This window comes from Mesorhizobium sp. P2_C4, from assembly GCF_056404575.1.
Genome location: NZ_JBFUDT010000011.1, coordinates 133,541 through 155,145, shown reverse-complemented (window position 1 = coordinate 155,145; position 21,605 = coordinate 133,541). Strand labels below are relative to the sequence as shown.

Annotated in this window: 26 protein-coding genes; 13 read left to right on the top strand and 13 right to left on the bottom strand. The window is 63.1% G+C overall.

The window, feature by feature from the left end:
- The first annotated feature begins 34 nt into the window (after positions 1–34).
- Complete coding sequence (locus tag AC1DX6_RS29160) at positions 35–664, top strand: YceH family protein (protein WP_477319799.1); 630 nt, start codon at positions 35–37, stop codon at positions 662–664.
- 198 nt (positions 665–862) lie between these two features.
- Here the strand turns inward: AC1DX6_RS29160 and AC1DX6_RS29155 are convergent, their stop codons facing one another.
- Together AC1DX6_RS29155 and AC1DX6_RS29150 are read right to left on the bottom strand one after the other, a co-directional pair.
- Positions 863–1,288 carry an OsmC family protein gene (locus AC1DX6_RS29155; RefSeq protein WP_477248742.1) on the bottom strand — a complete coding sequence of 142 codons (426 nt, stop codon included), beginning with the start codon at positions 1,286–1,288 and terminating at the stop codon, positions 863–865.
- Positions 1,289–1,414: 126 nt separating this feature from the next.
- Positions 1,415–1,660: a hypothetical protein gene (locus AC1DX6_RS29150; protein ID WP_477319797.1), complete on the bottom strand. Its 246-nt coding sequence runs from the start codon at positions 1,658–1,660 to the stop codon at positions 1,415–1,417.
- A 66-nt stretch (positions 1,661–1,726) separates the two neighbouring features.
- On the opposite strand from AC1DX6_RS29150, the gene AC1DX6_RS29145 reads away from it, so the two are divergent.
- The 3 genes from AC1DX6_RS29145 (at position 1,727) to AC1DX6_RS29135 (ending at position 3,015) form a co-directional block, all read left to right on the top strand.
- Complete coding sequence (locus AC1DX6_RS29145) at positions 1,727–2,083, top strand: YciI family protein (RefSeq protein WP_477319795.1); 357 nt, start codon at positions 1,727–1,729, stop codon at positions 2,081–2,083.
- Positions 2,084–2,240: 157 nt separating this feature from the next.
- Positions 2,241–2,768 carry a hypothetical protein gene (locus AC1DX6_RS29140; protein ID WP_477319793.1) on the top strand — a complete coding sequence of 176 codons (528 nt, stop codon included), beginning with the start codon at positions 2,241–2,243 and terminating at the stop codon, positions 2,766–2,768.
- A 22-nt stretch (positions 2,769–2,790) separates the two neighbouring features.
- Positions 2,791–3,015, top strand: coding sequence for a hypothetical protein (locus AC1DX6_RS29135; protein ID WP_477319791.1), 225 nt, complete (start codon positions 2,791–2,793; stop codon positions 3,013–3,015).
- On the opposite strand, the gene AC1DX6_RS29130 is transcribed toward AC1DX6_RS29135, so the two are convergent.
- Entirely contained in the window at positions 2,992–4,254 is a 1,263-nt protein-coding gene (locus AC1DX6_RS29130) for a ubiquinone biosynthesis hydroxylase (RefSeq protein ID WP_477319789.1), read from the bottom strand. The two genes, AC1DX6_RS29135 and AC1DX6_RS29130, sit on opposite strands and share 24 nt — an antisense overlap.
- Positions 4,255–4,362: 108 nt before the next feature.
- On the opposite strand from AC1DX6_RS29130, the gene tesB reads away from it, so the two are divergent.
- The 7 genes from tesB to AC1DX6_RS29095 all read left to right on the top strand — a co-directional run bounded on the left by tesB (position 4,363) and on the right by AC1DX6_RS29095 (position 12,779).
- Entirely contained in the window at positions 4,363–5,238 is an 876-nt protein-coding gene (gene tesB / locus AC1DX6_RS29125) for an acyl-CoA thioesterase II (protein ID WP_477319787.1), read from the top strand.
- 218 nt (positions 5,239–5,456) lie between these two features.
- Positions 5,457–5,795 carry a P-II family nitrogen regulator gene (locus AC1DX6_RS29120; RefSeq protein ID WP_023670499.1) on the top strand — a complete coding sequence of 113 codons (339 nt, stop codon included), beginning with the start codon at positions 5,457–5,459 and terminating at the stop codon, positions 5,793–5,795.
- 100 nt (positions 5,796–5,895) lie between these two features.
- A complete protein-coding gene (locus tag AC1DX6_RS29115; RefSeq protein ID WP_477319811.1) occupies positions 5,896–7,182 on the top strand; it encodes an ammonium transporter in 1,287 nt (428 codons plus the stop codon).
- A gap of 321 nt (positions 7,183–7,503) precedes the next feature.
- Entirely contained in the window at positions 7,504–7,779 is a 276-nt protein-coding gene (locus tag AC1DX6_RS29110; RefSeq protein ID WP_477319785.1) for a hypothetical protein, read from the top strand.
- Positions 7,780–8,297: 518 nt separating this feature from the next.
- Positions 8,298–10,949, top strand: coding sequence for an FtsK/SpoIIIE family DNA translocase (locus AC1DX6_RS29105; RefSeq protein WP_477319783.1), 2,652 nt, complete (start codon positions 8,298–8,300; stop codon positions 10,947–10,949).
- 146 nt (positions 10,950–11,095) lie between these two features.
- On the top strand, positions 11,096–11,761 hold the full coding sequence (locus AC1DX6_RS29100; protein WP_477319781.1) for an outer membrane lipoprotein carrier protein LolA: 666 nt from the start codon (positions 11,096–11,098) through the stop codon (positions 11,759–11,761).
- A gap of 211 nt (positions 11,762–11,972) precedes the next feature.
- Positions 11,973–12,779: an exodeoxyribonuclease III gene (locus AC1DX6_RS29095; RefSeq protein ID WP_477319779.1), complete on the top strand. Its 807-nt coding sequence runs from the start codon at positions 11,973–11,975 to the stop codon at positions 12,777–12,779.
- Between the two features lie 85 nt (positions 12,780–12,864).
- Here AC1DX6_RS29095 and AC1DX6_RS29090 read toward each other — a convergent pair whose 3' ends face one another.
- From AC1DX6_RS29090 to AC1DX6_RS29080, 3 genes are all read right to left on the bottom strand, one after another.
- Positions 12,865–13,965, bottom strand: coding sequence for a glycosyltransferase family 9 protein (locus AC1DX6_RS29090; RefSeq protein ID WP_477319778.1), 1,101 nt, complete (start codon positions 13,963–13,965; stop codon positions 12,865–12,867).
- A gap of 143 nt (positions 13,966–14,108) precedes the next feature.
- Positions 14,109–14,564, bottom strand: coding sequence for a cyclic nucleotide-binding domain-containing protein (locus AC1DX6_RS29085; RefSeq protein ID WP_477319776.1), 456 nt, complete (start codon positions 14,562–14,564; stop codon positions 14,109–14,111).
- Between the two features lie 224 nt (positions 14,565–14,788).
- On the bottom strand, positions 14,789–15,472 hold the full coding sequence (locus AC1DX6_RS29080) for a response regulator transcription factor (protein WP_477248755.1): 684 nt from the start codon (positions 15,470–15,472) through the stop codon (positions 14,789–14,791).
- Positions 15,473–15,616: 144 nt separating this feature from the next.
- Between AC1DX6_RS29080 and AC1DX6_RS29075 the strand changes: the two genes are divergently transcribed.
- The gene (locus AC1DX6_RS29075) at positions 15,617–16,153 is read left to right on the top strand and encodes a L,D-transpeptidase family protein (RefSeq protein ID WP_477319809.1); all 537 of its coding nucleotides are present in this window, start codon (positions 15,617–15,619) and stop codon (positions 16,151–16,153) included.
- A gap of 73 nt (positions 16,154–16,226) precedes the next feature.
- Here the strand turns inward: AC1DX6_RS29075 and AC1DX6_RS29070 are convergent, their stop codons facing one another.
- A complete protein-coding gene (locus AC1DX6_RS29070; protein WP_477319774.1) occupies positions 16,227–16,469 on the bottom strand; it encodes a hypothetical protein in 243 nt (80 codons plus the stop codon).
- Positions 16,470–16,599: 130 nt separating this feature from the next.
- Between AC1DX6_RS29070 and gcvA the strand changes: the two genes are divergently transcribed.
- Positions 16,600–17,550, top strand: a complete 951-nt coding sequence (gene gcvA / locus AC1DX6_RS29065; RefSeq protein ID WP_477319772.1) for a transcriptional regulator GcvA — start codon at positions 16,600–16,602, stop codon at positions 17,548–17,550.
- Here the strand turns inward: gcvA and AC1DX6_RS29060 are convergent.
- The 6 genes from AC1DX6_RS29060 to tsaD form a co-directional block, all read right to left on the bottom strand.
- Complete coding sequence (locus tag AC1DX6_RS29060) at positions 17,547–17,969, bottom strand: DUF1761 domain-containing protein (protein WP_477319770.1); 423 nt, start codon at positions 17,967–17,969, stop codon at positions 17,547–17,549. The two genes, gcvA and AC1DX6_RS29060, sit on opposite strands and share 4 nt — an antisense overlap.
- 98 nt (positions 17,970–18,067) lie before the next feature.
- Entirely contained in the window at positions 18,068–18,766 is a 699-nt protein-coding gene (locus AC1DX6_RS29055; protein ID WP_477319768.1) for a class I SAM-dependent methyltransferase, read from the bottom strand.
- Positions 18,721–19,146, bottom strand: a complete 426-nt coding sequence (locus AC1DX6_RS29050; protein ID WP_477319767.1) for an EVE domain-containing protein — start codon at positions 19,144–19,146, stop codon at positions 18,721–18,723. Before AC1DX6_RS29050 ends, AC1DX6_RS29055 begins: the two co-directional genes overlap by 46 nt.
- Before the next feature lie 30 nt (positions 19,147–19,176).
- Entirely contained in the window at positions 19,177–19,473 is a 297-nt protein-coding gene (locus tag AC1DX6_RS29045; RefSeq protein WP_477319765.1) for a YciI-like protein, read from the bottom strand.
- 19 nt (positions 19,474–19,492) lie between these two features.
- Positions 19,493–20,494 carry an NAD(P)H-dependent glycerol-3-phosphate dehydrogenase gene (locus AC1DX6_RS29040; protein ID WP_477319763.1) on the bottom strand — a complete coding sequence of 334 codons (1,002 nt, stop codon included), beginning with the start codon at positions 20,492–20,494 and terminating at the stop codon, positions 19,493–19,495.
- On the bottom strand, positions 20,491–21,576 hold the full coding sequence (tsaD, locus tag AC1DX6_RS29035; RefSeq protein WP_477319807.1) for a tRNA (adenosine(37)-N6)-threonylcarbamoyltransferase complex transferase subunit TsaD: 1,086 nt from the start codon (positions 21,574–21,576) through the stop codon (positions 20,491–20,493). The genes AC1DX6_RS29040 and tsaD overlap by 4 nt, the downstream gene beginning before the upstream one ends.
- Between the last annotated feature and the right edge of the window lie 29 nt (positions 21,577–21,605).

Below are 21,605 nucleotides of genomic sequence, written 5' to 3'. Positions count from 1 at the left end.
CTGTCCTGCCAGCGTTAGAAAGGACTGCAACCCAATGAGCGACGACCTTCCTATCCTCTCCCCCATCGAAGCCCGCGTGCTCGGTTGCCTGATCGAAAAGAAGGAACTGACGCCGGATATCTATCCGCTGACGCTCAATGCAGCACTTGCCGCCACTAACCAGAAGACGGCGCGCGAGCCGGTTATGGCGCTGGAGCAGGTGGAGGTGCACCGGGCGCTGAAGCTGCTTGAGCAGAAGGGGTTGGTGCGGCAGATGTTCGGTTCGCGTGTCGAGCGCTACGAGCATCAGATGGCGCAGCGGTTCTCGCTGACCACGCCGCAGACCGCCTTGCTGGGGCTGCTGTTGTTGCGCGGGCCACAGACGGCACATGAACTCTTGGCGCGGGGCGAGCGGATGGCCAAGTTTCCGTCGATCGAGGACCTGCGCGGTGAACTCGACATGCTGATCGGCCGCCGGCCGCCGCTTGTTCAGGAAATTCCGCGTGGTCCAGGCCAGCGCGAGGACCGCTTCGTGCATCTCCTCGCCGGCCCCGTGGACGTTGCTGCCCTGTCTGCACAACGGAGTATGTCGACCATGCCAGCCTCCGACCTGGAAGCGAGGATTGAAGCGCTGGAGCAGGAAGTCGCAGCCCTTCGCGCCCGGCTCGACGCGCTGGGGGCTTAGCAGTCAACGGAGACGTTGGCAGGACAGCGCCCCCCTCTGTCCTGCCGGACATCTCCCCCTCAAGGGGGGAGATTGGCGCTCGGTCGCTGGCACTCTTCCTTCAACGTCCGTGATTGGCGAAAGCCGGCGTGACATCTGATCTCCCCCCTTGAGGGGGAGATGCCCGGCAGGGCAGAGGGGGGGCGAAGGATCGCAACCTCACCCCAGCTTGGCGTCGAGCGACACTTTAATGGCGCCGAGCGCTTGCGACACCGGGCATCCGGCCTTGGCCTTTTCGGCCAACTCCTGGAATTTCGCCGCATCGATGCCCGGCACCTTGCCGACCACGGTGAGGGCGCTGCCGGTGATGCCGGTGCCGGGCACCAGCGTTACCACCGCCTTGGCGTTGAGCTCGGTGGCGGGGGTGCCGTTCTCGGCCAGGAAATGCGAGAACTGCATGGCAAAGCAGCCAGCGTGGGCTGCCGCGATCAGCTCTTCCGGGTTGGTGCCGGATTTGCCGCTTTCGTCCTCGAAGCGCGCCTTGAAGGAATAGGGCGTGCCCTTCAGGGTACCGCTCTGGCTGTCGAGCGTGCCTTTGCCCCCCTTCAGATCACCTTTCCAGATGGCGTTTGCGGTGCGGTCCATGAAGTCCTCCTTGATTGATCCGATTGCGCAGGCCCGGTGCCGGCGTTCCTCTCAACTATAGCGCGGGTCCACCGGAAGACCACCGCGGTCTTGTGGCCATCGCGCACTCTTCGCGGCACTTCGAAATTATTTTGAAAAAAATGTGCGTGCAAAAATGTCGACTTGGCTGCGCCCCGACCGTCCTGCGAGCGGCCACGGATTTCGTGGCGGATGGAGGTTCCCATGAACAATCTTTTTTCCGCGCATTGGATAGACACCGGCCGAGAGGCCGGCGCACAAGAAACCGATTGGCTGTATCAGCAGCCGTCCGGCTTCGGCCGGCTGCTTGCGGCGGTCGCCATCATCGGCATCGCCTTCTGCCTTCTCGATCATGCAGCGGGCCAAAGGCCGGCTGACACTTTGGTCGCCTATGTTTCGTCACCGCAAGGGAGATAGAAGATGCAATATGTTTGTCTGGTCTACGGTGAGGAAAAAGACCTCTATGCGCTCACCCCCGAGGGGTCGGCCAAGCTCGACGCCGATTCGCTGGCCTATGACAGGTCATTGAACCAGCGAGGCAAGCTGGTCATCGCGCAGGCGCTGCAGTCGGTGAAAACGTCGAAAACCGTGCGCCGGCGCCAGGGCAAGAGATTGATCACTGACGGCCCGTTCGCCGAGACCAAGGAGCAATTGCTCGGCTTCGTCATGATCGAAGCAAAAGATATCGACGAGGCGCTGGAGATCGCCGGCGGAATTCCGCTGGCCGAAATCGGCACCATCGAGGTCAGGGCGATCTACGACGTGCCGGGGTCCTGAACGCTACCCCCCCCCCGCAGCAGCTTACCGGCGACTTTGAAACCAGGGCTATTCGACTAGGCGAATGCCCCCTGGTTTCTTCGCCGCCACCAACTTTTGCGTGTTGAAGCAAGGCAATACTTCTCCTATCGTCGGCGCGATTTTGGGGGATGTTGGCATGCCGTTCTTGATTGCTATCCTTGGCGTCCTGGGGGCGGCAGCGTTCTGGTGGTACCGGATGAAGGCCATGAACGAAGCCGCGCGCGAGGTCGCTGATGTCGTCGGGCGTGTGCAAGGCAATATCAGGCGCAAGAAGCTGCGCAAGCAGGCGGCGCTGTCGCCGCTGACGGCGATCGACGATCCGGTGGTGGCCGCGGCAACGCTGATCACCGCCATGGTTTCCGAGAACGGTCCGATCCTGCCACAGCGCGAAGCCGTCATTCGTTCGGTGATTTCGGAGATCGCCGACAAGAAGAAGACCGACGAGGCGGTGATCTATGCCAAATGGGCGGCAGCGCAGATCGACGACACGACGATCGTCATCGACAAGCTGGCGCCGTTCCTGCGTGAACGGCTCGACGTGGGTGAGCGCAACGATCTGCTGCAGATGGTGAACCGCGCAGCGCAAGGCGGCGAGAAAAGCCTGGTGCTTGCCGACCAGCGAATATTGCGGCTGCGGCAGAAACTCGGCTTCGAGGTCAACTGACCTCGGTCAACATGATCTTTGAATGGAAGGCGGGCGTCCCCACATCAATGGGAAGGAACACCCAACCGTCAAGGCACAGATGGAAGCAATTGCCTACGTGGCTGCCGAATTGGCCGATCTGATTGACACGCTGTTTGGAGACAGGTTGCGCAAATCCAGAGCCGGCAGGTTGGTGATCGGCATGCTGGCCGCCATTGTGGTTTTCTACTACCTCTTTTGGTTGCTAGATTTGTTCCCCCTTCAATAGCCGCGGCGTGTCGCCGGACAGGCCCGACGCCTGGCGGATGAAGAAATCCTTCAGCCGCGGCATGCGTTCGACCAGACCGAGACCGATGTCGCGGACGGCGCGCAGCGGGCCGATGTCGTTGGAAAACAACCGGTTCAGTACGTCGGTGGTGATGCCCATCTGCACCGTGTCGAAGCGCCGCCACTGCTGGTAGCGTTCGAGCACGTCGAGGGCGCCGATGTCCTGTCCGAGCCGATCGGCCTCGACCACCACTTCGGCAAGGGCGGCGACATCCTTGAAGCCGAGATTGAGGCCCTGGCCGGCGATCGGGTGGATGCCGTGGGCGGCGTCGCCGGCGAGCGCGATGCGCGGCGCGACGAAAGCGCGTGCAATGGTCAGGCCGAGTGGCCAGGCGCGCGGTTTGTCGGCGACACGGATTTCGCCGAGCCGCAATCCAAAACGCTGCTCGAGTTCATGTTCGAAGACAAGATCGTCGCCGTCGACCAGTTTTTGGGCATCCTCGGATCGTTCTACCCAGACCAGCGACGAGCGATTGCTGCCATCCTTGCCGGGCTTGAGCGGCAGTGTGGCAAAGGGACCGGCGGGGAGAAAATGCTCTTCGGCGCGGCCATTGTGCGGGCGTTCATGCGCCACGGTGCAGACAATGCCGGACTGGCCATATTCCCATTTCACCGTCTTGATGCCGGCCATGTCGCGCAGTTTCGAGTTGACGCCGTCGGCGGCGACCAGCAGCCGCGCCTTCAGCGTCGCGCCGTCGGCCAGATGCACGGTGACGCCGGTGCCATTGCTGTCGAAAGTACTGACAGCGACGCCTTCGATGATGTCGATGCCGAGTTCTTGCGCGCGCCGGCGCAAGGCGCCATTCAGATCCGTGTTGGCGACCATATGCGCAAACGGCTCGCCCGGCGCGACCTCGCCGTCAAAGGTGAGAAACACCGGACGCACCGGATCGGAGGTGCGCGAATCGGTGACGATCATCTCGGTTATCGCCTGCGCCTCCGCAGCGATTTCCTGCCAGACGCCGAGCTGGTCGAGCATGCGGCAAGCGGCAGCGGCGATGGCCGAGGCGCGACCGTCCCTTTGCCAGACGCCTGCGGGTGCGGCATCGACGATGGCGACGGTGAGGCTCGGCCGTGCCTGTTTCAACGACACGGCGGCGGCCAGACCGACATAGCCGGCGCCGGCGACCAGAACGTCGAGTGAGCCTCGGGCTTTTGCATCCGCCTTGCGGTCCGCCATGACAAATTCCTTTCGTGGCCTTGGCCGTTGCCGGCCACTCCGGCCTTGACTGCCCGCCATTCCTGTCGGAAACCGCCTTAACACTTCCGCAGCGAAGGCGCGAAAAACATGACAGCGGCCATGGACGAGCTTCTCAGCATTCTCGACCTCGAGCAGCTGGAACACAACCTGTACCGTGGTCGCAGCCCCAAACTCGACTGGCAGCGCATCTTCGGCGGCCAGACGATTGCCCAGGCGCTGGTCGCCGCGCAGCGAACGGTCGAGCCTGAGCGCCACGTGCATTCGCTGCATGGCTATTTCATGCGGCCGGGCGACACCAAGGTGCCGATCATCTACGAGGTCGACCGCATCCGCGACGGCGGCTCCTTCACCACCCGCCGCGTGGTGGCGATCCAGCACGGCCAGGCGATCTTTTCGCTGGAAGCCTCGTTCCAGCAGGACGAAATCGGCCTCGAACACCAGGTGCCGATGCCGCAGGACGTGCCGGCCCCCGACAGCCTGTTGTCGCAGCGCGAATTGCTGGGCAAGTTCGGCGAGGCGGTGCCCGACGGCATCAAGCGCTACTGGGAGCGCGACCGGCCGATCGAGATGAAGCCGGTGATGCTGAAGCATTACACCAGCCGCGAAAAACTGGAGCCGAAGCAGAACATCTGGATCCGCACCACCGGTCCGGTGCCGGCCGACAGAGGCATTCAGGCGGCGGTGCTCGCCTATCTCTCCGATATGACGCTGCTCGACACCTCGACCTTTGCGCACGGCCGCGCCATTTTCGATCGCGACATCCAGGCGGCAAGCCTCGATCACGCCATGTGGTTCCATCGCAGCCATCCGCTCGACGACTGGATCCTCTACACGCAGGACAGCCCATCGACGCAAGGCTCGCGCGGCTTCACCCGCGGTTCGCTGTTTGCCCGCGACGGCACGCTGATTGCTTCGGTTGCCCAGGAAGGCCTCATCAGGCTGAAGCGGCCGCCCGCAGAATAGGCATTTTTGAAAAATTGCCTATTTTTTAATCACTGGCTTTACCCCGGCTGTGCACACTTAGCCGCCGAACCTCCCCCAATCCGTTTGTTTACAGAGGGTTAACACCCTGCTTCGGCAATTGGCACGGAGCTTGAATCCTAGCGGGCACTCTCCGGCTCTCATTGGGATCGGCGAAGTCGTAAACGCGGGGGACCCGCAACAGCAAAGGGTGAAACCTTATGAAAATCGTGATGGCAATCATCAAGCCGTTCAAGCTCGACGAGGTGCGCGAAGCGCTCACCGCGGTCGGCATCCAGGGCCTGACCGTCACCGAAGTCAAAGGCTACGGGCGTCAGAAGGGACATACGGAAATCTATCGCGGAGCGGAATACGCGGTCAGTTTCCTGCCGAAAATCAAGATCGAAGTCGCGGTCAGCACCGACCTGGTCGACAAGGCCGTCGAAGCCATTACCGCGGCCGCCAAGACCGGTCAGATCGGCGACGGCAAGATCTTCGTTTTCGGCATCGACCAGGCGGTGCGCATTCGCACCGGCGAAACAGACACCGACGCGCTTTGAGCGGCGAACACGTATTCCAATGGAGAGTTCAATGAACATACCTTCCACCTTGAAGACAACGGGACGTGTGGCCGCGCTTGGCTCGCTCGCTCTCGCTGCAATGGGCACGGTCGCTGCCTTCGCGCAGACTGCGGCTCCTGCCGCCGCCGATGCAGCCGCTGCTGCGCCGCCGGCACCGGCGCTCGACACCGGCAACACGGCCTGGATGCTGACCTCGACGGCACTGGTGCTGATGATGACCATCCCCGGCCTGGCGCTGTTCTATGGCGGCATGGTGCGCAAGAAGAACGTGCTCGCCACCATCATGCAGAGTTTTGCCATCACCTGTCTGGTGACGGTGCTGTGGTTCATGTTCGGCTATTCGCTGGCCTTCTCCGACGGCGGCGGCATCAATGCCTATCTCGGCGGCACCTCGAAATTCTTCCATCACGGCATCACCACGTCCTCGCTGTGGCTGCCGGGCGTCGCGAACATTCCTGAATTCGTCTTCTCGATGTTCCAGATGACCTTCGCCATCATCACGCCGGCGCTGATTGCCGGCGCGTTCGCCGAGCGTTTCAAATTCTCGGCGCTGCTGATCTTCATGGCGCTGTGGCTGCTCGTCGTCTATGTGCCGATCGCGCATTGGGTCTGGGGTGGCGGTTTCCTCGGCACGGCTGGCGTGCTCGACTTCGCCGGCGGCACGGTCGTTCACATCAACGCTGGTGTCGCGGGTCTGGTCTGCGCGCTGGTTCTCGGTAAGCGCGAAGGCTACGGCACCACCAACATGGCGCCGCACAACCTCGTCTACTCGGTCATCGGCGCTTCGCTGCTGTGGGTCGGCTGGTTCGGCTTCAACGCCGGTTCGGAACTGGCGGCCGACGGCCTCGCCGGTGCAGCCATGCTCAACACCCAGGTTGCCACCGCAGCCGCGGCTCTCGCCTGGATGTTTGCTGAATGGATCATCGCCAAGAAGCCCAGCGTGCTCGGCATCATCTCCGGCGCCGTTGCCGGCCTGGTCGCGGTGACGCCGGCTTCCGGCTTCGTCAACCCGACCGGCGCCTTCATCGTCGGCATCGTCGCCGGCGTGCTCTGCTACATCTCGGCGGTCAAGGTGAAGCACATGTTCGGCTATGACGACTCGCTCGATGCCTTCGGCGTGCACGGCGTCGGCGGCATCATCGGCGCCCTGCTCACCGGCGTGCTGGCCGATCCGGCGATCAACAGCCTGTCGTCGGGTGCTTCGCTCGGCAAGCAGATCTACGGCGTCGCCGTCACCATCGTATGGACGGCCGTCGCCACCTTCGTGATCCTCTATGTCGTCAAGGCCCTGGTTGGCCTGCGTCCGACGACACAGGAAGAGGTCGAGGGTCTCGACATCAGCCAGCACGGCGAAGTGGTGCCGTAAGGCCAGCTTTGCCAACGGGACCGGCGGAACCCTCCTCCCGCCGGTCCCCTATCTCTCTACGCAATTCCCTGGGAAAGCGCTGCACACCCGGAATTGCTCTAAGGAATCCCGTCGTGACGCTCCCGAAAGGTGCTCACGCATTGAGGCCCGGACCTGGTCCGGGCCTCTTTTTTGGTACACTCGTTCTGGCAACGCCGATATTCTGGCAATCACGTTCGCGTGATGGAGATTTTCCAGGAAACATCGACCCTGCTCGTTCCGAACTGTGGAGGCGAAACGTCGTTCGGACGGTCGCAAAAATAACAGCGAAGGAACCATCCCATGAACATCAAGAACATCTGCCTCGGAGCGCTTGCCCTTACCATGGTCAGCGGCGCGGCGTTTGCCGGCGCACTCGACGAGCCGGACAACATGGCGCCGTTCTTCACGGATTCCAGCATGAAAACCATGAAGCCGATGGAAGAGTTCAAGGCTGCTTTCATGGCGATGCCAATGGAAAAGCAGGAAGCGATGAAGAAGGAATGCAATGACGCGGCGATGAGCAAGCCGCACGCCGAATTCTGCGCCAATGTGCAGGCGCTCGGTGGCGCCAACTGAGGTTGCCAGGGATCAGGCTCGATCGAGCCTGGTCGTCTTGTCGCTTGCAATGAACGGTGGTGGGCCAATGCGCCCGCCATTTTTTCCACGCATCGGGCAGGCCAAATCACCCCCCGGGCGGGAGATGACCGTACTGGACAGGCGTGGTATCCCTTGCATGTCGCCCGCGTCGCGACTCGCGCCAGGATAGGGAACCGCGCATGAAGAAGATCTACGAGAAGCCAAGGCTGGACAAGCGCGGCAAGCTCTCTGCCGTGGTGGCGTCGTTGGTGTCCAAGACCTGATACCAGGTTCCACCGCCTCTCACTTTTGCCCTTTCACGAGGGCCTCGCCGGCTCCCGCTCGCGCAGGGTTTTCATTTGTGCCCGCACTATCTGGCCGACCACTCCATCCCGCGTTTTAACGCTGCGGGCCTCCGTATAGTTAATGCGGCCTTAACCTTCCCGCCGATAGTCTGACATCCGAATCTGCCGAAGTGCGTCTTGCGCCCGGCCAGGCAAAAACAGACGGGGAAGAGCATGCGTTCAGGGGCTTCAGCACCGCTCGCGCTGACCGATACGGGGCACGGCATCCAGGCATTCGCGCGGCGCCAGGTCGGTCGGTTGGTCGGCGCTTGCCTGTTCGCGACGGTCGCCTTCGGTGTCGCCAGCCTCGCAACCTGGAATGTCGCCGATCCGAGTTTCTCGCACGCCACCGACAACATCGTCACCAACGCCATGGGCTATGCCGGCGCTGTCTTCTCCGATCTCGCCATGCAGTTCTTCGGCCTTGCCGCTGTCGCAGCGCTGGTGCCGGCGGTGATCTGGGGCTTCCTTTTGTTTACCGCGCGCGGCGTCGACAGGCTGCCCAAGCGCGGCCTCGCCTGGTTCGGTTTTGCGCTCATGGCCGCGGCGATCGCCGGTTGCGTGGTGCCGCCCAAGACCTGGCCGCTGCCGACCGGCCTCGGCGGCGTGTTCGGCGACATGGTGCTCAAGATCCCCGGTCTGGTCATTGGCGGCTATCCGACCGGGATCATCGCCAGCGTGCTTGCCGTGCTGCTCATCGCACCGACACTGTGGCTGTTTGCTTATGGTTCGGCGCTGCTGGCGCGCAAGAACGGCTTTGCTGTCCAGGAGGAGCCTGCCGCCGCCGACCCGGGCGAGGACGACCTGCTCTTCGACAATGACGACGACGAGGGCGACGAGGGCATATTGGCGCTTGGCGCCATCACCCATTGGTGGCTGTCGCTGCGCGCCTATCTGCGCCGCCGCGCGGCGCGCCGGCGGGAGGAACGCGACGAGTACGAACCCGAGGTGGAGCCACGCGCCGGTGGCTGGCGGCGCGCCGCCGAACGGGTCGAATCGGCCGAGTTCGCCGAAGCACGGATGAGCGCCGACGGCCGTGCTCGTGTCGAGCCGGAATTCTTCGCCGCCATGGTCAACGATCGCAGCGTTTCGGTCGACCCCGACGATGACGATGTCTTCGACAACGATGACGAAGACATCGACCTCGACGACGATGAGCCTGTCGTCCAGCGCCGCGCGCAGGTGCAGAATTTCCGCTCCGATGCCGCCACTCGTGTTGCCGCACCCGCGCCGCGCCCGGCACCCGGCGCCCGCGTCCAGCGCGAAGCGCAGACCTCGCTGATCGGCTCCGAAAAGTTCGAAATGCCGTCGCTGCACTTCCTGTCCGAGCCGAAGAATGTGGTGCGCGATGCCAGCCTGTCGAAGGATGCGCTGGAGCAGAATGCGCGCCTGCTCGAAGGCGTGCTGGAGGACTTTGGCGTCAAGGGCGAGATCATCGCGGTACGTCCGGGTCCTGTGGTCACGCTGTACGAGCTCGAGCCGGCGCCCGGCATCAAATCGTCGCGGGTCATCGGCCTGTCCGACGACATCGCTCGCTCGATGAGCGCGATCGCCTGCCGCGTCGCCGTGGTGCCCGGCCGCAACGCCATCGGCATCGAACTGCCGAACGCCAAGCGCGAAACCGTCTATCTCCGCGAAATCCTGGCCAGCCGCGATTTCGAGACGACGAAGGCCAAGCTGGCGCTGGCGCTCGGCAAGACCATCAATGGCGAGGCCGTCATCGTCGACATCGCCAAGATGCCGCACGTTCTGGTCGCCGGCACCACCGGCTCCGGCAAGTCGGTCGCCATCAACACCATGATCCTGTCGCTGCTCTACCGGCTGACGCCGCAGGACTGCCGCCTGATCATGATCGATCCGAAAATGCTGGAACTCTCCGTCTATGACGGCATCCCGCATCTGCTCACGCCCGTGGTCACCGATCCGAAGAAAGCGGTGGTGGCGCTGAAATGGACCGTGCGCGAGATGGAGGACCGCTATCGCAAGATGTCGAAGGTCGGCGTGCGCAACATCGACGGTTTCAACGCGCGGGTCCAATTGGCCGAGAAGAAAGGCGAAAAGATCTCGCGCACCGTGCAGACCGGCTTCGACCGCCAGACCGGCGAGGCGATCTACGAGACGGAGAATCTCGACCTCGAGCCGATGCCCTACATCGTCGTCATCATCGACGAGATGGCCGACCTGATGATGGTCGCCGGCAAGGACATCGAAGGTGCGGTGCAGCGGCTGGCGCAGATGGCACGCGCCGCCGGCATCCATGTCATCATGGCGACGCAGCGCCCTTCGGTCGACGTTATCACCGGCACGATCAAGGCCAACTTCCCGACCCGCATCTCCTTCCAGGTGACGTCGAAGATCGACAGCCGCACCATCCTGGGCGAGCAAGGCGCCGAGCAGCTGCTCGGCATGGGCGACATGCTCTACATGGCCGGTGGCGGCCGCATCCAGCGCGTGCACGGCCCGTTCGTCGCCGATGAGGAGGTCGAGAAGATCGTCGCGCATCTGAAGCTGCAGGGCGTGCCGGAATATCTCGACGCCATCACCGAGGATGACGGCGAGGACGAGGATGAGCCGTCGGGCAAGGGCGGCGCCAGTGGTGGCGGCAACAGCAATTTCGAGGACTCCGACGATCCCTACGACCAGGCGGTCTCGGTGGTACTGCGCGACGGCAAGGCCTCGACCAGTTATATCCAGCGCCGGCTTGGCATCGGCTACAACCGCGCCGCCTCGATCATCGAGAAGATGGAGAAGGAAGGCATTGTCGGCCCGGCCAACCATGCCGGCAAACGCGAGATCCTGGTGCCGACGGAGGACGACAAGTTCTGATTGGGCAGCTCCGGTGGATCGGCCGGTGCGGCAACTTTGAACCTTTTGGCGCGTTCAGGTGACTGAGCGCTGTCCGGCCGCCAAACTTAAGCCCAACTGGGGGGCCAAGGACTGCGACACAACCGAACCAGACGAGAGTGACCGGCATGACAAACGCTTCATTCAATCCAACCCGCCGCCAGGTGCTCGGCCTCGGCCTGGTCCTTGCCGGCGCTGCAGCCGTCAACGTTGTTCCCGGGTTCCAGCTGCTGGCGTCGGCGCAAGCGGCGGTGCCGCCAGCCGCGCAGAAGATCGCCGACCATTTTTCCTCGGTCAAATCGATGAGCGGCGAGTTCGTGCAGTTCGGCCCCAAGGGCGAGCAGACCGGCGGCAAGTTCTTTCTGGAACGGCCGGGCAAGATCCGCTTCAACTATGACGGGGCGTCGAATTTCCGGGTGATTTCCGACGGCAAGTCGGTGGTCATCCTCAACAAGAAGCTGAACACGTCCGACCTCTATCCGCTGTCGAAGACGCCGCTGAAGCTGTTGCTCGACACCAAGATCGACCTCTCCGGCAATCGCGTCAAAAGCGTCAAGGAAGAGAGCGACCTGACCACCATCCAGCTTGCCGACAAATCGGTGTTCGGCAATTCGAAGATCACCATGATGTTCGATCCGAAATCCTATGAGCTGCGCCAGTGGACCATCACCGACGCGCAAGGCAAGGACACGACGGTGATGATCTTCAACGTCAAGGAAGGCGTGAGCTTCGCCCCCGACACCTTTGCCATCGATTACACGGCGAACCGCGAGCTCAACACGAAGACGCGCTAGATTCAGGTGAGGCCGGCCTGCAAATGGCGGTCTCCTCCGCTTCCGGTGCTCACGTACTTCAAGTACGCTCCGCTCCGGTTCTCGGAGACCACCATTTTCGACTCGGCCCGACCTGAATCAGGGTAGCCGCCGGAAAGCAGCCCGCAAAGGCTGGCTTGTGTTTATGGCGCTCGGCTGGCAGTAGATCGGCGACCTTTGTTCGGACCGCCGCATGCCCTTTTCCATCGCCACCTGGAACATCAACTCCGTTCGCTTGCGCATGCCGATCGTCGAGCGGCTGCTGGTCGAGCAGGCGCCGGACGTGCTCTGCCTGCAGGAAACCAAAGTTCCCGATGAGCTGTTTCCGGAGAAGGCTTTTCGCAAGCTCGGCTACGAGCATATCGCCTTCCACGGCCAGAAGGGCTACCACGGCGTGGCGACGGTGGCGCGGCGGCCGATCGAAGTGGTCGAAAAGCGGCGCTTCTGCGAAATCGAGGACAGCCGGCATCTGTCGGTCACCATCCAGGCCGGCGGCAAGACGATCCTCGTTCACAATTTCTATGTTCCGGCCGGTGGCGACGAGCCGGATCCCGTCATCAATCGCAAGTTCAAGCACAAGCTGGATTTCGTCGCCGAGATGAATGCCATCCGCGCCGAGCATAGCGAGGTGTCAGGCTCGATCCTGGTCGGCGACCTCAACATCGCGCCGCTCGAGCACGATGTCTGGTCGCACAAGCAGCTGCTCAACGTCGTCAGCCATACGCCGGTCGAGACCGAGAATTTCGAAGCCATGCGACTGGCCGGCGACTGGGTCGACCTGATGCGGCTCAACGTGCCGCACGACCAGAAGCTCTACACCTGGTGGAGCTATCGCGCGCAGGATTGGGAAGCGTCCAATCGTGGTCGGCGGCTAGACCATGTCTGGTCGTCGCCAAATCTGGTGCCGCGCTTTGCCGGCTACGACATCCTGCGGCTGGCGCGCGGCTGGGATCGGCCGTCGGACCATGTGCCGGTGATCGCAAGGTTCGACCTCGATTAATTGGTCGCTCCGCGCCCGTCATCGACTCCGGCTCGGCCTGACCTGAATCTCAACACACCTTAAAGTGCGTCGCGGCCGGACGGGTTCACACGATGCGTTTCACGTCTTTGGCTTTGCGCGTGTCGTTGTCCAAAAACGGCTGCGCGGACAGCCGTCTTGTCTTGTCCGTGTGACCCAGTTGATAGGGATGGTCGCGGCGGCGCGCCGCCAGCATGCGCTGCGCCGCCTCGATGATTTTCGGCGCCGGGACATTGGCGACCAGACCGGTCGGACTTGCGTGGCGTGCCTCTACCACATCCACGCTGTTCGAAAGCGGCAGCCAACGGCTCATATTGGCGCCGCCACTGACGATGACCATCGGCGTCATCACAGTAGCCATGAGATGTGCCGTGCCCCCTTCGGCGCCAATGTAAAGATCGGCAAACTCTCCGAGCGCCAGCAGAATGTCGCTGACAGCGACATTCTCCATCGTGCCAGAATCGATAAGCTGCAATTTCGGCACGCGTTGAGCCAGCTCAGCCATGTCAGGGCCATCGCCCGGCGTTCTCACAAAAACAACGTTCGCACCATTGGCGATCATGCCGTCGGATATTGCGACAAGCTGATCCGCCGCCATTCGTTTGCCGCCATTGCCATGTGCCGCGATCACGATCAGCGGGCCATGCTTGCCGTCGGTCAGGCGGCTGGCTGCCGCCCGCGCGGCCGGCGTCGGCTCCAGGCGATGATCGAAAGGCAACTGTCTCCGCGCAAGACGCTCGATCAGGCGGTGGAAGCGCCATGCATTGTGCTCGGGGCGTGGTTCGGGTTTTCGGCCGGGAGGCAATGATAGAGCGAACGCCGGAAAATTCGCCTCATAGGCAATTCCGCGCCCGAGCAGCGAGGCCCAGGTCTGAATCAACCAAGGCGCCACGATACGGAAATCGACAATGGCCATACGCTCGTTGGCCTTGCGATGGCTGGCTACCAGATGCGCCAGCGGCGTCCGCACTTTGATCGCGTCGACCAAGTGGTCGACATGACGATTGAGGACATGTTCAAGAGTCGAAGGCTCGGTGGTTCCATACACGATAAAACTGTCAGGGAATGCTGTTCTCGCGGCCCGCAAAGCCGGGACTCGGATCAGTCCGTCGCCGAACGCGTCATGTCGGGAATACAGAACGATCGTGTCGTATCGGGCTGGCAGCATGCCGCGCTCCCCCCAACGAGCTTGGTGGTGGCGGTGCCCGCTACGCCGCCCGCCTGGAGGCTCTGTAGGATTTCACCCCTTGCCTGTCAACGAAGCTCGCCCCTCAGGTCAGGGCGGCAGGATGGCCAACCCGCCGCTGTCGTTCAGCTCGAAAAGCGCGGCGCCAGTTTTTCGATGCGGGCGATCATGGCCTGAAAATCCTCCAGGATGCGCTGGTGCAGTTTCACCGCCACTTCGGGATATTCCTCAAGGATACGGCGAAACATCTTGCGGCTGAGCCGGATCACTTCCGAATCGATTTCGGCTGACGCGCTGGTCAGCCGGTTGGTGTCGGCGATCAATGCCAGTTCGCTCAGTATGGTGCCGGGGCCGGCCTTGCCGATCGGGATGCGTTCGCCATTCTGCTCGCGATAGAGCACGATACGCCCGCTGACCACGATGTAGGCCGAATCGGCCTCGTCGTCCTCGCGGTAAAGCTTATGGTCTGCCTGGAGCAGGGTGGATTCGGCGCCGAAGGCGAGCAGACGCAGCTGTTCCTGCGTGAAACCCTCGAAGAGCTTCACGGCGGACAGGATGCGGATGTCGTCATCCAACGCCATCTCTAGCTGTGTCCCCGAACGGTCAGTCCAATCCCTCCCTTAGAGCGCCGCGCGTCCTCTTGGACGCGCAAAAGGACGCTCTAGCAATTTTCAATTTGCGCATCGTGCTTTCCAAAAATCGAATCCGATTTTTGGGCCGGTGCGCGGGGTCGATCCAGAACACCTCCAACTGGATCGTCCCCGAAAACGGCCCCGCCCCGGCCGCATATCGGATCATGAAATGTTTAAGGAACCAGCTTGTAGCCGCCGCTTTCTGTCACAAGAATTTCGGCATTGGAAGGATCGCGCTCGATCTTCTGGCGCAGCCTGTAGACATGGGTTTCCAGCGTGTGCGTGGTGACGCCGGAATTGTAGCCCCACACTTCCTCCAAAAGCACGTCGCGCGTCACCACCTTCTGGTCGGCGCGGTAGAGATATTTGATGATCGAGGCCTCTTTCTCGGTCAGCCGGACTTTTGCACCGCGCTGGTCGATCAGCAGCTTCTGGCTGGGCTTGAACGTGTAGGGACCGACTGAGAAGGTGGCGTCCTCGCTCTGCTCGTGCTGGCGCAATTGCGCACGGATGCGGGCCAGCAGGACGGCGAAGCGGAACGGCTTGGTCACATAGTCGTTGGCGCCGGCTTCAAGGCCGAGAATCGTGTCGGAATCGGTGTCGTGGCCGGTCAGCATGATGATCGGCGCCTTGTAACCGCCCTTACGCAGTATTTTCACCGCCTCGCGGCCGTCCATGTCGGGCAATCCAACATCCATGATGAGCAGGTCGATGAGGCCGCCACGCGCCGAGGCGACACCCTTGGCGGCGGTGGATTCCTGCAGAACGTCGAATTCCTCGTAGAGGGCCAGTTGTTCGACCAGGGTGCCGCGGAGGTCGTCATCGTCGTCGACGATCAGAATTGTGCGTGATGTCATGGATCAATCCGTTGTTTTGAAAAGAATATTCAGTTGACCGCCCCCCGTTTATGCTGAAGCTGACCGGCACAACAGCCGATCACAGTGATTTGTTCCGTGACACGATCATACAAGAAAAAACGCGATCGCAATGCAGCCGGCGCAATTTTGCCGAAAGGGCTGCGGGTGCTGGTGGTGCGGGCACGGCCTGGCAAGCCCAGCCAAGGTATCTTGCAGGCCGGCAGCAAGGTGTTTGCCTGTGCGCTGGGGCGCGGCGGCATCTCGGCCAGCAAACGCGAAGGCGACGGCGCGACGCCGCTTGCCGAGATGCGCATTCTATCGGGGTATTTTCGCGGGGATCATTTCTCGGCCGGCCGTAAAACCCGGCTGGCGATGGAGCCGATCGGTCCCGATCTCGGCTGGTGCGAGGTGCCCGACGACCGCAACTACAACCGGCCGGTCAAAATCCCCTATGGCGCCAGCCATGAGCGGATGCGGCGCGACGACCGTCTCTATGACGCCTGCCTGGTGCTGGACTGGAACATGGCGCCGCGCCGCCGCGGGCGCGGCAGCGCGATTTTCTTTCATCTGGCGCGCCCCGGCTTCACGCCGACGCAAGGCTGCGTCGCGGTGACGGCACGCACCATGGCGCGGCTACTGCCGCTGATTTCGGATCGGACGGTGGTGAAGGTGGTGCGGTAGGCAGTAGGCATTAGGCATTTGGGCTATCTGTCGGCGCTGACCTAGTTTTTTCCTACTGCCTATTCCCTATTGCCTACTCCCTCCTCCGCGGCTGCTGCCAACCGATGTCCAGCAGTCCCAGCCGGCCGAGTTCCCGGTCCACGGCTCGCGTAACGTCCTTGCGCTTGGCGCCGATGTCGGACAATTGGCGGTCCGAAAGATCCTCGACATCCTGGCGTGGCAGGTTGATTGCGACCCTCGCATGACGAAACCAGTCGATTACGGCGATCAACGAAGCCGGACGGGCGGCTGGCGAGTTCAAAGTGACGATGGACATGATGTGCTCCGCTTCCGTCGGATATCAAATCCGGCTTGATGATGTTTCGATGGATGCATCATGCCGGATTGAAATCTCAGAGAGAAACGAGTAGTTCTTTCCGTATCATCAAGTTTTATTTGAGGATGACATGGCCCGCTTGTTGCCCGGAACGCGTGCTCTGAGGACGCTGGAAGCGGCGGCACGGCATCTCAATTTCACTCGCGCCGCCGACGAGCTCGGGCTGACGCCGGCCGCAGTCAGCCATCAGATCAAGGAAATCGAGGATCAGCTCGGCGTCGTGCTGTTCACCCGCACCAGCCGCACCATCCGGCTGACCGAGGCGGGCACGGTGCTGTTCGAGGCGGCGATCGATGCGCTCGACCTTTTGGGCCGGGCCGTCTCGCGGGCACAAAAGATGACACGCGGCACGGCGCTGCTGAAAATAACCCTCGATGCCCAGTTCGCGACAAAATGGCTGATGCGCCGGGTCGACGAGTTTCGCCGGCATCAGCCGGGCATCGAGCTCCGCTTCGACATCACCTATGAAGTGCGCGATTTCGATCGCGACGACGTCGATATCGGCATCCGCTTCGGCACCGGAAAATATCCGGGACTTTGCTCGGACCGGCTGTTCGACAACGTCATCATTCCCGTCTGCAGCCCGGCCCTGCTGCGCGCCGGGCCGCCGTTGAAGGAGCCGCGCGACCTGTTCCACCACACGCTCGCCCATATCCAGTGGTCGCGCCAGGGGGTGACATGGCCGAACTGGCGCATGTGGATGGCGGCGGCTGGCGTCGACGATTTCGACGACAGCCGCACCCTCGTCTTCGGGTCCTCAACCGATGCTACGCAAGCGGCGCTTGACGGCAATGCGGTGGCGCTTGCCGATTTCGCCATGGTCGCCAACGATCTCTCCGAGGGACGGCTGGTGCAGCCGTTCGAACTGGGCATCAAGGTTGCGCCCGACTTCGCCTATCATCTGGTCTATCCCCAGGGATCGGCGAACGACGCCAGGATCGTCGCGTTCAAGGACTGGATGCTGAACGAAGTCCACAACCCGCAGCCGGACACGACGCGTCGAAGCTGGGACGAACTCTAGCCTGCGACGACCGGCGCGCCGAACCAGCCGATCACCGCACCGATGAGCAGCAGCACGCCAAGCCAGTGGCCGCCGTCGATCAGGGTCAGGTCCCAGCCGAAATTCTCATAGCGATGGTTGGCCGTCAGCGTCGTGGCGACGAAGCCCAGCCAGAGAACGAAGCCGAAGACAAATCCCGCGGTAAGGCTCGGCTCGCCGCCGGTCATCGCGCCGACGACCAGGGCCACGATCAGCGCCATGATCAGTTCGGCGATGAAGGAGATGATGAAGGGCAATATTGATTTCTTCGTCGTTGACGGATCGATCCTGGCCGCCCGCATCCAAGGCTTGCTGAGTACCGTGTACCAGAGCGCGCCGAACAGCCACGCCACCGCGGCCGCAACCACCACCGCCAGCCAGTTCACTGCGGAAAAATCCATAAAGTCCCCCCCCCGAGGCATGCCGCCCAAAAGTTTGGGACAACGACATGCATATTCTTCAAATCAATGCGCGATGGAACGCCTGTTCGGTGGCGGCGTCAAGCGAGGCGCCAGACCGTGGTGCGCTTGACCAGGGCATCCTCCAGCGCTCGCGTCACCGCCACTTCGTAGACGGCGAGCGGCTGCAATCCTGTCTTCGGCAAATAGGAGCGGCCGGGATCGCCAACGAGGATGTCGGCGCCGCGCGCCTTCAGCGTTGCAAACCATGGCATCAGCGTGTCGGCAAAGGATCTGTCGTAGAAAACGTCACCGGCCAGAACCACATCCCAGCCCGCATCGGTGCCGATGCAGTCCGTGCCGAGGAAGTCGATGCTGACTTCATTGGCTTCGGCGTTGAGGCGGATCGCCGTCTCGCAGAACGGGTCGATGTCGGCGGCGATCACCTCCGCGGCACCTGCCTTGACGGCGGCAATGGCGACAAGGCCGGAGCCGGAGGCGAAGTCGAGCACGCGCTTTCCGCGCACCGTATCGGGATTGTCCAGGACATAGCGGGCAAGGCCCTGGCCGCCGGCCCAGGCGAAGGCCCAGAAGGGCGGCGGCAGGCCGATCTCGATCAGCTCGTCCTCCGTCCGCTGCCAAAGATCATGCGCCTCGTCGGCCAGCCGCAGGAAAATCTCCGGCACATGCGGCGGCGCCATCAGCGCCGTGTTGTCGAGGATGAATTTCTTCGCGCTGTTGGGGGTGAGCGCCGTCACGGTGCCGGCGTCAGGCCACCCATGCGGCAGACCTCTTTCCATTCGGCCAGCGTCACCGGTTGCACGGAAAGCCGGCCGAGCCGCACCAGCGCCATCTCGGCCAGCTTGGGATTGGCCTTGACCTGCTCCAGCGTCGGCGGGTTCGGCACGTCCTTGAAGGCGCGGATGTCGACGCATTCCCAGCGCGGGTCGTCGGTGCTGGTATCGGGATGGGCAAGTGCGCAGACCTCGGCGATGCCGACGACATTCAACCCTTCATTGGAGTGGTAGAAAAAACCGAGATCGCCGATCTGCATCGCCTTCATGTTGTTGCGCGCCGCATAGTTGCGCACACCGTCCCATTGCGTGCCGGCCTTGCCCTTCGCCTTCAGCGCCTCGAAGGAGAACACCGAGGGTTCGGATTTGAACAGCCAGTAGTTCATGTCTTTGCTCCTCCGCGCTGCTTGCCGAAATTAACTAGCCGCTGGCTTGTTGAAGGTCCAGTTCCACTGGCGGATTTCGACGCTTTGGAACAGGCCTGCTTTGGCATAGGGGTCGGCGGCCGACAGGGCCTGCGCGGCGGCCATATCAGGCGCCTCGACGACGACGAGGCTGCCGTCCGGCTTGCCCTCCGCGTTGAGGAACGGACCGGCAAAGGCGAGCTTGCCCTCGGCGTTTAACCCTTCGAGGAAAGCGACATGGGGCGGCCGCGTGTCGATGCGCAGTTGCAGGCTGTCGGGCTTGTCCTTGCAAACAAAGGCAAAAAGCATGTCTTGAAACTCCGCTGGTTCAGATGTCGGTTTCGGTTTTGAGGGGCCTTGTCATCAGGGCCGTCACGGCTTGGCCAATGGTTATCTTGCCATCGAGGATCGCGGCAACGGCGGCGATGATCGGCGCGTCGATCTGGCGTTCGGTGGCGATGCGGGCGGCGATCGCCGCGGTCGGCACGCCTTCGGCCAGCGGCAGGCCGGCAAGCGCCTTGCCTTGCCCGAGCGCCAGCCCATAGGCGAAGTTGCGCGACTGCGCGGATGAGCAGGTGAGCAAAAGATCGCCGAGGCCGGAAAGCCCCATCAGCGTCTCCGGCCTGGCGCCAAAGGCGGCACCGATGCGGCGCAGTTCGACAAAGCCGCGTGTCACCATGGCGGCCTGGGCGCTGGCGCCAAGCCCGGCACCGGTGACGGCGCCGGCGGCGATGGCAAAGACATTTTTCAGCGCGCCGCCGATCTCGACGCCGATCAGGTCGTCGCTGGAATAGCAGCGCAAATTCTGCGCCGAAAAGCGGGCGGCAAGGTCGGCTGCCAAAGCCTCGTCGCGGGCGGCGACCACGACGGCGGTCGGCAGACCGCGGGCGACGTCGGTAGCGAAGCTCGGACCAGACAAAGCGGCGACCGGATTGCTGGTCAGGATCTCTTCGACAATCGCCGACAGCAGCGCGCCGGTGTCGCGCTCGATGCCCTTGGCGCAGAGCACCAGCGGAATGGCGTTCGGCATGTGGGTCTTCGCCGCCGACAGCATCGCCCGCAGAGCCTGCGCCGGCGCCACCGCCAGCACGCAATCGGCATCAGCAAGCGCCGCCCCGATGTCGCTCGTCGCCTCGATGCCGGGCTCGATGGCGATGCCGGGGAGATAGCGCGGGTTCTCGCCGCCACGAATAGCGGCGACAGTTTCTGCGTCGCGCGCGTAGAGCCGGACATCGTGGCCGGCGCGCAGCATGGCCAGCGCCAGCGCCGTGCCCCAGGCGCCGCCGCCGAGCACCGCGACACGCCAGCCGGACTTGCTCCGGCCCGTCACGCCTTGGCCCCGCGTCGGCCGGAGCCAACCATCGGCGCCGAGATGCTGTCCAGCGGCCAGCGCGAGCGCGGCACGAAATCGAAGCCGTTCTCTTCCGCCAGGCCCGCCCGCAGCCGCTCGATGCCGGCCCAGGCGATCATCGCCGCATTGTCGGTGCAGAGCTTTAGCGGTGGTGCGATGAAAGCGAAGCCGGCCTGATCGCACAGTGTTTCCAGCGTCGCCTTGATCGTGCGGTTGGCGGCGACGCCGCCGGCAACGACAAGCGCCGGGTCCGCCTTGCCGGGAAATTCCTGACGGAACCGGCTCAGCGCCCGCGACACACGGTCGCCAAGCGCATCGGCCACCGCCGCCTGGAACGAGGCGCAGATGTCGGCGACATCCTGGTCGCTCAATGGTGCAATCGCCGTTGCCGCCTGGCGCACGGCGGTCTTGAGGCCGGAGAAGGAGAAATCGGGCTGCGCCGAGCCCTTCATCGGGCGCGGGAAGGCGAAGCGCGAGGCATTGCCGTTGGCTGCCGCCTTCTCGACATTCGGTCCGCCGGGATAGGGCAGGCCGAGCATCTTGGCTGTCTTGTCAAAAGCTTCGCCCAGCGCATCGTCGATGGTCGTCGCCCAGCGCTGGTAGTCACTGACGCCACGCACGGCGACGATCTGGGTGTGGCCGCCGGACACCAGCAGCAGCAGGTAGGGAAAATCGAGGCCGTCGGTCAGCCTTGCGGTCAGCGCATGGCCTTCGAGGTGGTTGATGGCGATCAGTGGTTTGCTGGCGGCGGCGGCAATCGCCTTGGCCGTCATCAGGCCGACGATCAGCCCGCCGACCAGGCCGGGACCGGCGGTGGCGGCAATCGCATCGATGTCGGCGAGATCGACGCCCGAATCGGCAAGGGCCGCCTCGACGATGCCGTCCAGAGCCTCGACATGGGCACGCGCGGCAATCTCCGGCACGACGCCGCCAAACGCGGCATGTTCCTCGATCTGGCTGAGCACGACATTGGACAGAATTTCTGGCGCGGCATCGCCATCCAGCGTCACCACGCTGGCGGCGGTCTCGTCGCAACTCGTCTCAATGCCCAGAACGCGGATCAATTGGTCGCTGCCTTCGAAGATTGTAT